Genomic DNA, 10417 nt, shown 5'->3' on the forward strand with positions numbered 1-10417 from the left:
CCCTGTTCCCTGTTCCTTAACTGCTTATGCGTCTACCTTTACCACAGTTTGCTATTGAAAATCGCCATTCTCATCACTTTGCAGAGATAATTGAAACGACAAGTACGGAATTTTTGGCTCAGTGTTTAGAACCAGAAGACTTGAGTTTTCCACCAATGCCACCTTTTGGGAGTTGGGTTTGCGCTGTGGACGAAGAATCTGGTAATCAAGTTTATGCTGTAGTTTATCATGCCACAACTATGCCTATTGATTCTGTACATCGGGCAGTTGCTTTGGGATTATCTTTAGAAGCTTTGCGTGAGGAACAACCCCAGATATTTTCTATGCTCAAAACTGAATTTCGAGCGGCGATTGTGGGATTTAAGGAAAAGTCTATAAATATAGGTAATAACGGCAGGGTATATCAATACTTACCACCCCGTCCACCACAAATCCACCAGGCTGTTAATCATTGTCAGGCAGAAGAAATTATTCAGTTTACGGAAGAACTAGATTTTTTACGAACATTAATTTTTATTAGTGGTGCGCCTGTAGATTCTTTAGCTGCCGCCGCTATTCGAGGAGTATATCAGTTACGAAAAACTGATCGAGAATGGTTGATTAAAGCTGGAAGACATCTGAGTATGTTACTCAAAGATGATTATGATCGGTTGCGGTTTATTTTGAGCCAAATTCACCCTTAACCATAGAGTATTACTATTTTGGAGATGTCTAATGTAAAATATGACAGTTGTATTAGATGCTGTGAATGTGATTGAGCGTTATACCTTGCCCGAAATGGGCGATTTGTGGAGTGAAACCTATAAGCTGAAAACCTGGCTAGATGTAGAGATCGCGGTTTGCGAAGCACAGGCAGAACTGGGTTATATTCCAGCAGCAGCAGTAGAGGAAATTAAGGCTAAGGCGAATTTTGACCCCAAACGGGTGCTGGAAATTGAGGCAGAAGTTCGTCATGATGTGATTGCTTTCTTGACAAATGTTAATGAATATGTAGGTGATGCAGGACGCTATATTCACTTGGGTTTAACTAGTTCTGATGTTTTGGATACTGCTTTATCGCTACAATTAGTTGCTAGTCTGGATCTGTTGTTAAAACGCCTAGAAGATGTCATTGATGCTATTCGTAAAAAAGCTACTGCACATCGCAATACGGTAATGATTGGGCGATCGCATGGTATTCACGCTGAACCTATTACCTTTGGTTTTAAGTTAGCTGGTTGGTTAGCGGAAGTGTTGCGACATCAAGAACGATTGCAAATTCTCAAAAAAACGATCGCTGTCGGTAAAATATCAGGTGCAGTGGGGACTTACGCCAACATTGAACCCCGTGTAGAAGCGATCGCTTGTGCAAAACTGGGACTTAAACCCGATATTGCCTCCACTCAGGTAATTTCCCGTGATATTCATGCAGACTTTGTGCAACAGTTAGCATTACTGGCTGCATCCATAGAACGTTTTGCTGTAGAAATTCGTAACCTGCAAAAAACAGACGTTTTAGAAGTTGAAGAATTTTTCGCCAAAGGGCAAAAAGGCTCTAGTGCTATGCCTCACAAGCGTAATCCCATCCGTTCGGAACGATTAACAGGGATGGCACGATTGGTGAGAAGTCATGCAGGGGCAGTATTAGAAAACGTCGCTTTGTGGCACGAACGGGATATTTCCCACAGTTCTGTAGAACGGGTAGTTTTACCAGATGCTTGCATTTTGACTCATTTTATGATGCATGAAATTACCCAACTGGTAAATAACCTGTTGGTTTATCCCGAAAATATGGCACGAAATCTTAACTGTTATGGTGGAGTCGTCTTTAGTCAAAGGGTATTATTAACCTTAATAGATAAAGGACTAAATCGAGAAGCAGCCTATACTATAGTCCAAGAAAGCGCCCATACTGCCTGGAACAAACCAGAAGGCAACTTCCGTGATTTAATCAGCACAGATCCTCGCGTCACTCAAAACTTATCCCCAGCAGAAATAGAAGCCTGTTTTGATCCACAACATCATCTCAAGCATTTAGAACAGGTTTATCAAAGATTGGGTATTTAGAACTGGAATTGGGGAATTGGTAATTGGGGGTTTTAAACGGAAATAATTATTACCCATGACCCATGACCCATGACCCATGACCACAACTAATGTAAAAGTCCGATAACGTGCAGTAAGCCTTTACCAGTGATTAATTCAATAATTAACCCAATAAAACCTAGCATGGCTATCCGACCATTCCAAACTTCTGCGCTGGTAGTGATTCCCCATTCCCACCGTTCTTGGGGATACATTTTCACCCTTTTTTTCATTTGGGTAACTTGAGAGAGTTTGAGATTAGGTTGTTGCAGGACATCAATTATCAGGTCGCATAAAGCCTTGATAAAAACTGGATTGGTGTTGGGAGCAGGAACTCGTCCGAAGTTGTGTATTCCTGCTTGTTCAGCTATTTCTCTATATTCAATATCAATTTCTTGCAGTGTTTCGATGTGTTCAGAAACAAAACTAATGGGGACAACTACCAAATCTTTCACACCTTTAACACCGAGTTCGTTTAGTGCATCTTCTGTGTAGGGTTGTAGCCATTCTACCGGACCAACACGACTTTGATAGGCGAGGGTGTGGGGATTGGGACGATTGAGAGTTTGCATAATTAAGGTTGTGCATTCCTCAATTTCTACTTGGTAGGGATCTCCTGCTTCCTCTACATAACTTTTAGGTACACCATGTGCGCTGAAAAAGATATGCACGTCATCAGGATGTGAAAATTTATCAAGTTCGCCAAGTATGAGTTCTGCCATTGCTTGTAGATAACCTGGTTCTTTGTACCAAGAGGCAATGACTGTATATTCAAGACTTTGGAGTTTGGGGTTTTCTTTCCATAGTTGTTCTAATAACCGGAAACTAGAACCGCTGGTGCTGATGGAAAATTGGGGATAAAGTGGGAGAATTACTAACTTATCAATGTGATCTTGGGTAAGTTGGGCGATCGCTTCCTCTGTATAAGGATGCCAATAACGCATTCCCACATAGATATTAGCTTCTTGTCCTAATTCACCTAACTTCGCCTTGATAGCTTCTCCTTGTTCTTCTGTAATCCGTCGTAAGGGAGAACCGCCGCCAATTTGCTTATAATTTTCTTGAGATGTTTTTTCTCGGCGTGTAGCAATAAACCAAGCCAGAGGTTTTTGCATCCAGCGAAACGGTAAACGGATAATTTCGGGATCTGAAAACAGATTATATAAGAAAGGTCTGACATCTTCTGGTTTATCAGGACCACCAAGATTAAGTAATAATACCCCTATACGACCCATAGCAGTTACTTTCCCCCAATCCTTACAGATTTTTCACTAATGTTAACAATATATCTTTATTAAATATAAAGCTTTATCGGCAGGAAAAATACAATGGCAACAATTTTTAGAGATTTAAGTTATAGATACCAATGGCTATATGATGGCATCTCTCGGTTAGCGGCTGTGACTGTGGGTGGTGAACCCCGGTTTCGTCAACTGGCTTTACAAAATTTAAACCTACAATCAGATACTCAGATTTTAGATTTATGTTGTGGTAGTGGTCAAGTAACCAGATTTTTAGTAAATTTTTCGGAAAACGTCACCGGTTTGGATGCTTCTCCATTGTCTATAAAACGATGCCAGAAAAATGTGCCAAATGCCACTTATATAAAAGCATTTGCTGAGGATATGCCTTTTGCAGATAATTTGTTTGATGTGGTACATACTAGCGCAGCTTTACACGAAATGCAGCCAGAACAACTCCGAAAAATCATTCAAGAGGTTTATCGGGTATTAAAACCGGGAGGAGTTTTCACTTTGGTGGATTTTCACCCCCCAACAAATCCGATATTTTGGCCGGGGTTGGCGATATTTTTCTGGTTGTTTGAAACCCAGACGGCTTGGGAATTGTTGAAAACAGATTTACCTGGTTTGTTAGGAGATTATGGTTTTGATGTGGGTAAACCTAGTTTATATGCTGGTGGAAGTTTGCAGGTAATTCAGTCCAGAAAAATTGTTGAATAGGAGTAGGGGCGCAGGGCCTGCGCCCAGTCAGAGACTGGGAATGAATTCTAGAAGGCTCTGCCCTCAATGATATTAGAGGCAGAGCCTCATCAACTGCATTCCTAGTCTCTGACTAGGAACGAGGTGTGGTAGGGATTTGAGCTTAAGTTGATACCATTAGGTAGGGGCAAACCCCCTGTGGTTGCCCCGAATAACGAACCAGCAAAAAGTTCTAAGGAACGCAAATTTAATAACCTGCAATTCTGATTTAATGTGGAATGGTGCGTTACGCTGTCGCTAACACACCCTACTTTTGCACTTTATTTAATTCACATTCCTAAGAGGGTGTTTGAAAAGTTATGGTTGATGTATCAAATATTTTTTACCCCACCCTAACCCTCCCCTTGTAAAGGGGAGGGAACTGGATTTTTATTGTTTCCCCCCTTTACAAGGGGAAAGGGGGGTAGCAATGTGATGAAAATTACGGAATACCACTTTTCAAACATCCTCTAAGTAATTTGTTCTGTTTGTGTTTCTACCTTTTGACCAATTTTTGGTTCTGTACCCGCAATTAATCGCTCAATATTACTGCGGTGACGGATAATTACATATAAACCGCCAGTCAAACCAAGAAGAATGTAGGCTAAAGGTTGGTGGAAAATTACCATTAAAATAGAAACTGCGATCGCTCCACAAATGGAACTTAAAGATACAATTCTAGAAATGGCAATGACTACTGCAAATACTCCTAATGTTGATAATCCAATTTGCCAATTTATAGCTAGTAAAATTCCCACACCACTAGCTACAGATTTACCACCAGTAAAGCCGAGAAAGATTGATTTACTATGTCCTAAAAGGGCGGCTAAACCAGCTAATGTGACTAAATAAGGTTGCCAAATTCCGGGATTTACAGTTGGTGGAATTAAGTTTTGACTATAAGCAATGTTAAATAAGGCATAACCTAAATTTATGGCTAATACTCCTTTTAAAGCATCAATTAATAACACAAATCCCCCTGGGACTTTACCCAAAGTTCTCAAAACATTAGTTGCACCCGTTGAACCAGAACCAACTTCCCGAATATCAATTCCTTTTAATAGCTTACCTGCTAGATATCCAGTGGGGAAAGAACCAAATAGGTAAGCTAATAAAACCACCACTCCACACAAACTTAACCAAAGAAACATAAATTTGTCAGTTGTCAGTTGTCAGTTGTCAGTTGTTAGTTGTCAGTTGTTAGTTGTCAGTTGTCAGTTGTCAGTTGTCAGTTGTCAGTTGTTAGTTGTTAGTTGTTAGTTGTCAGTTGTCAGTTGTTTTACCAATGACCAATCACCAATCACCAATCACCAATCACCAATGACCAATCACCAATGACCAATGACCAATGACTAATTAAAAATCATCGTTAAAATCCCGATCTTTCATGGTTTTTGGGTCAGGGGCAAAAGCTAACCAGAGAGGGAATTGTAGTAATGTTAAACTAATTTGTTCCTCAGAATCATCAATGATAATTAAAGGCATTTGATTGGCTTTAACTAATCTCTCGGCTTTTTGGGCTAAAGCTGTCGGTGCTTCAAATAATGCCACTCCTCTGTCGGGTCCAAAATCGGGACGACCGATACCTAAACAATCTTGTAAACCGCGTCGCCATTCACCTAAACGTTCTGGAGTGTTTGCTAAAATTAGGGTTCGCACGCGATAGCTTCCCTCGCCGGAGGCATCGCCATATAATTGATGTAATATCGAAATTGCCGATGAAGCAATTAAAATATTCTGTAAGCGGCTACCCATTGTCCGTAAAGCACCCCGTCCACCAAGGGTAAATAACCAATTTGAGATTTTTTCTGCATGAATTGGTTCAAAGGTGCGGCGTAATTGCCAGGGAGGTCCATAATAATCTGGTTGGTTGCGGTATTGGTCAAGTAAGCGCCGGATTTTTTTAGTGGTATCCTGAAACTGCTGTTGACCAAGTTGTGGCATTTCCGATAGCGATAGCGTGGCGTTAGCCATTTGTTCTTTCACAGGTTTAGCTTCTTTCGGCGCTGGCTTTTCCCGTTCCCGCACAGGTTGTACAAGCTGCATTTGTTCGGCTGCTGATGCCAAATCCTGTAAACTGCCTGTGAGATAGTCTTTAAAACCTTGTACCCGAATTGCTATATCTTGAGATGTCCCTGCAAAGGTTGTCCGCATTTCATTACGAATTCGTTCCTGACGACGTTCGAGTTGTTCGACAGAAATTTGTAAGGCTTGTTTGCGTTGTTCTAACTGTGATAATGAATCTTGGACAACTTGCGAGAGTGCAGTTTGAGTTACACTAATTTGCGTCCGAAGGGTGGCATAAGTAGTTTCCAATTGAGCAATTTCTGCGCTAAGTTCTGATGACTTTTGCTGTAATTGGGCTAATCTTTGTTTTGCTTGTATATGTAGTGAATCTTCTGCTTCTAGTTCTGCTGTTTCTGACGTTGCCAATTCACCAGATGCTTTAGTTTCTAATTGTAAATCGGTGGACGGTTTTTCTGGTAGTTCATCTGTAGGGGGTTGCACTTCTATTTGTTCTAACCACTCATTTATGGGTTCTGGAGTTGGAGATTCTTCTGGGTTCATAAACGACTATATAAATTTTCCATGATACAAAAAATATCTTTCTTGAAATATCCAATTAACTAGAGACAAAATCTAATCAATGCGTGGACAACGTTCTTCTAGACAAGATTTTAAGGTTTTGGGGTCAAATAAAATTGGCAAAAAGTGAATACTGTTCACTTCTTTAAAATAGAACAAAATGGGAACCGGATTCCAGAATATTCGCCAATTTTGCCATTCTTGGTAAGGAAAACGCTTAATTAACTTTTCGCCTCTATAAAGATCAAAATCAGTAGGGGTAAATAGAAAGCGCAGTGTTACAGATTGCAACATCAAAAACAAACCCAATAGCGTTAATATTCCTCCCACCCAAGGTTGTACTAATAGGACGGGAATGGCGACCAAGACTAAGACAACAGGAATATTATAACTTGGCTTGAGTTCTACTGTTGATATGATGTTAGGTGTGAATGAACTATGCAAAATCTTTTTCTCCTGTTTCTATAATTCGTAATTTTTAATTACTCTATTTTGCCTTTTGCCTCTTGCCTCTTGCCTCTTGCCTCTAAAATCACTTTCCTGGAGATAATCCACTACCGGGACCTTGGAACATTACCCAAGATAAAAAGAAGTTGGTAATAAATATAACTAATAGGGCTGTGACAACAGCAGTTGTAGTTGATTGTCCTACACCTTTAGCACCGCCTGTGGTAGTCAAGCCCCAGCTACAGCCGATAATGGCGATTAATACACCAAAGCAACAGGCTTTAATCATGGCGTTACCAATATCCCAAATATCGAGAAAGTCCCGGGCTGAGTCTAGAAATACTGTATCGGAAAGGTTGTAAATATGGGTGGCTATGAGCAATCCTCCAGACATTCCTGTGATTAAGGATAGCAAAGTTAAGACAGGTAACATGATGAAGCAAGCCAGAAGTCGGGGAATAACTAGATAATCAATGGGATCTGTTTTTAACATTAACAGAGCATCTATTTGTTCTGTAACTTTCATTGTGCCGATTTCTGCTGCGAAAGCTGAACCTACCCGTCCTGCTAAAACTACTGCTGTCAATACGGGGCTAAGTTCTCTGGTTAATGCTACTGCTAATACGCCCCCAACGAGGTTTCCTGCCCCGAAGTTGATGAATTCCCGTGCTACCTGAATTGTGAATACTGCACCCACGAATATGGCTGTTAATAGGGCAATGAAGAAAGAGTCGGGTCCAACTATTGCCAATTGTTCTAGGGTGTTACGACGGTGAATTTTACCTTGAAGGAGGTGAAATATGACTTGTCCACCTAAAAAGGTCGCAGCCAGCAAGCGCTGACTCCATGTTCCTAAACTGGATTTGGCCATTGGTCACTGGTGGTGGGGGATAGAATTAACACTAGACAATATGCAAATTATTAACTTAGTTTACGGCTAGTCTCATAAAATTGAGCGAGTTTTTACAGTGGTTTTACTTCTAGTAAACTGCATACTGAGATGTAAATCCTGATTTTCTCAAGGTTTTACAGGTTTTAAACCTCAAAAATACCCAATGCACTTGGGGTAACTACTACCAGTGCAATTTAATGAAAACTTAAGATTCTTGACGAAATGAATGTTTGGGGGCGATCGCCAGTATTGTAGAAGTTGGCAGATAATTTTTCGGTTATCTCTCAAGTTACCCACTACCTCGGTCTGATTATGACTATATTTAGTAACTTTTTCCGATCTTTAGTCCTTACCACCATTTTTAGTTTTCTTGTCCCTGTCTTCCTTGTTGGTGGTTTGTTCTTGGTTTTATCACTTTTTAGCTATGTCCCTGGTCTACAAGGGATAATTTCGGATGTCTCTATGCAAATTCTGCATTTTCTCGCTACTTTCGGCAGTGGTAGTTCCCTCAACGGTCTATTTACGATTAGTTTAACTTGCGGCTTTGTTGGGGCGCTATTTGATATCTATGTTCATTACCGTTATCAAATTCTTCATACCGATTCTTGAATGTTGTCAAAGCATTTAAGCCATGTTGATGATTCAAAGAATCCCACAATGAGTAATCTTAATAATTGCGATCCATAGCTGAGTATTTCTATATTTACTGGAAGCTATTGGCTCTGTGCTGGAGATTTCTATTTTTTAAGGTCGTTATTTTCCCAAATTCTCGTGTAGTGCAGTGACACAACACAATAGGGTTGAGATGGGTATATTTGTGGTGAAGGCTAATATTTTTTAATACTTGGCTCTTGTTCCTTAAAAATACCAAATAAAACTACATATAAAATATAAAAATTTCCTTAAGCTTTTTAATAATGATTCGGGTGATATAGCAAGAGTTACCGAGTCAGGGGTTAGAAATAAAATTCCTCCCCTTGTCTTTGGGCTTTTTCCCCATTGGATTAGAGGTGAAACCCGTTAGCTTCACGCTAGGCGTTCTATATTAAAGATATTCAAAAGATTAAAAAGTTATTTGATTGCCCGTCAGTAACCCAGCCCTAAAGGGACTGAGCTTGCAAGAGTAATCAAACAAGCTGTACTGACCAGACCACCCTTAGCGTTGTCGAAGGGTAGCCGTTATTTGAGTCACGACACCCCGGAATGCGAAGCTAGTTCCTTGCTCTGTCATTTGCAATTAAACAGTTTTAAGGTCACTGAAACAGTGTTGCAAGTCTAAAAAGCTCTTATAACTGGTCGTTCGCGCCAGCGTGCCGGAGGCATCTAGCTAACATTACCCCAGAAATGGGAGGCACATCGCGTGCAAAACATTATGCGTACAGAGTTGGGAATTTTGAATCGGTAATTGTCCCGTTGAAAGTACATCACAAAAGTACCCCGAATTTCCCAACTCCAAGGCGGTAATGAAAAAATTTCACGGTGGTTAAAACCACTCGTGTCGCTTCCCTCTCAGGGCTAAAGCCACTGAGTTTCCCACTTACCAGGCATTCTTATGATTTGGCCATTTAAGCCCAACTTTCGGAAACAAATTGCGCGGATTGAAGTTAGCGGTGCGATCGCTGGTGCAACCCGTAAGCACGTCCTAGAAGCATTGAAGACTATAGAGGAAAGTAAGTTTCCGGCTTTACTGCTACGCATTGATAGTCCTGGCGGTACAGTGGGTGATTCTCAAGAAATCTACAGCGCACTAAAGAGATTAGCCAAAAAAATCAAGATTGTTGCTAGTTTTGGGAATATTTCCGCTTCTGGAGGCGTTTATATTGGTATGGGTGCAGAACATATCATGGCGAATCCAGGCACGATTACAGGCAGTATTGGGGTAATTCTGCGAGGGAATAATTTAGAGGTGCTATTGGGAAAAATTGGTGTTTCCTTTAAGGTCATTAAGTCAGGACCGTACAAAGATATATTAGCTTTTGATCGGGAATTAACAGAACCGGAACAAACTATTCTGCAAGACTTGATTGATTGCAGCTATCAACAATTTGTGGAAACGGTAGCACAGGCTCGTTCATTAACCGTAGAGAAGGTAAGAAGTTTCGCTGACGGCCGAATTTTTACCGGACAGCAAGCCTTAGAGTTAGGTGTTATAGACCGCTTAGGAACAGAAGAGGATGCACGACGATGGACAGCGGAATTAGTAGGACTTGATCCTGAGAAAACTCTTTGCTATACGCTAGAAGAACAGAAACCATTTTTGAGTCGTGTTCTACCCGGAAGTCGTCAAGCTAAATCGGTTATTGGTGGGGGGATTGATTGGCTAGAATTTGAAATGTCTACCAGTGGTTTACCCATGTGGTTATATCGTCCATAGAAAGTCGTAGGGAACAGGGAACAGGGAACAGGGAACAGGGAACAGGGAACAGGGAACGGGGAACAGGGAACAGGG

Annotated in this window: 10 protein-coding genes; 5 read left to right on the plus strand and 5 right to left on the minus strand. The window is 40.8% G+C overall.

Going from position 1 to position 10417, the window contains the following annotated elements; all coding sequences use genetic code 11:
• Window positions 1-26 precede the first annotated feature (26 nt).
• Entirely contained in the window at window positions 27-683 is a 657-nt protein-coding gene (locus FJR37_RS04245; RefSeq protein ID WP_027402661.1) for a hypothetical protein, read from the plus strand.
• A gap of 67 nt (window positions 684-750) precedes the next feature.
• Window positions 751-2046: an adenylosuccinate lyase gene (purB, locus tag FJR37_RS04250; protein WP_027402662.1), complete on the plus strand. Its 1296-nt coding sequence runs from the start codon at window positions 751-753 to the stop codon at window positions 2044-2046.
• An 86-nt stretch (window positions 2047-2132) separates the two neighbouring features.
• Here purB and hemH read toward each other — a convergent pair whose 3' ends face one another.
• Window positions 2133-3299 (minus strand): ferrochelatase, encoded by a 1167-nt coding sequence (gene hemH, locus FJR37_RS04255; RefSeq protein ID WP_168465389.1) that lies wholly within the window; start codon window positions 3297-3299, stop codon window positions 2133-2135.
• A gap of 93 nt (window positions 3300-3392) precedes the next feature.
• On the opposite strand from hemH, the gene FJR37_RS04260 reads away from it, so the two are divergent.
• Window positions 3393-4025 (plus strand): class I SAM-dependent methyltransferase, encoded by a 633-nt coding sequence (locus tag FJR37_RS04260; RefSeq protein ID WP_168465390.1) that lies wholly within the window; start codon window positions 3393-3395, stop codon window positions 4023-4025.
• A gap of 488 nt (window positions 4026-4513) precedes the next feature.
• On the opposite strand, the gene plsY is transcribed toward FJR37_RS04260, so the two are convergent.
• The 4 genes from plsY to FJR37_RS04280 all read right to left on the minus strand — a co-directional run bounded on the left by plsY (window position 4514) and on the right by FJR37_RS04280 (window position 7947).
• Window positions 4514-5194 carry a glycerol-3-phosphate 1-O-acyltransferase PlsY gene (plsY, locus tag FJR37_RS04265; protein ID WP_168465391.1) on the minus strand — a complete coding sequence of 227 codons (681 nt, stop codon included), beginning with the start codon at window positions 5192-5194 and terminating at the stop codon, window positions 4514-4516.
• A gap of 205 nt (window positions 5195-5399) precedes the next feature.
• On the minus strand, window positions 5400-6611 hold the full coding sequence (locus FJR37_RS04270) for a DUF3086 domain-containing protein (RefSeq protein ID WP_168465392.1): 1212 nt from the start codon (window positions 6609-6611) through the stop codon (window positions 5400-5402).
• A gap of 72 nt (window positions 6612-6683) precedes the next feature.
• On the minus strand, window positions 6684-7073 hold the full coding sequence (locus tag FJR37_RS04275; RefSeq protein ID WP_168465393.1) for a DUF3119 family protein: 390 nt from the start codon (window positions 7071-7073) through the stop codon (window positions 6684-6686).
• 88 nt (window positions 7074-7161) lie between these two features.
• The gene (locus tag FJR37_RS04280; protein WP_039205142.1) at window positions 7162-7947 is read right to left on the minus strand and encodes an MlaE family lipid ABC transporter permease subunit; all 786 of its coding nucleotides are present in this window, start codon (window positions 7945-7947) and stop codon (window positions 7162-7164) included.
• Window positions 7948-8280: 333 nt separating this feature from the next.
• Here FJR37_RS04280 and FJR37_RS04285 point away from each other — a divergent pair, with 333 nt between their 5' ends.
• Entirely contained in the window at window positions 8281-8577 is a 297-nt protein-coding gene (locus FJR37_RS04285) for a hypothetical protein (RefSeq protein WP_071992797.1), read from the plus strand.
• Window positions 8578-9520: 943 nt separating this feature from the next.
• The gene (gene sppA / locus FJR37_RS04290; protein WP_053538007.1) at window positions 9521-10342 is read left to right on the plus strand and encodes a signal peptide peptidase SppA; all 822 of its coding nucleotides are present in this window, start codon (window positions 9521-9523) and stop codon (window positions 10340-10342) included.
• The last annotated feature ends 75 nt before the right edge of the window (window positions 10343-10417 follow it).

This window comes from Aphanizomenon sp. UHCC 0183, from assembly GCF_009712065.1.
In the GTDB taxonomy this organism is placed as follows: Bacteria; Cyanobacteriota; Cyanobacteriia; order Cyanobacteriales; family Nostocaceae; genus Dolichospermum; species Dolichospermum heterosporum.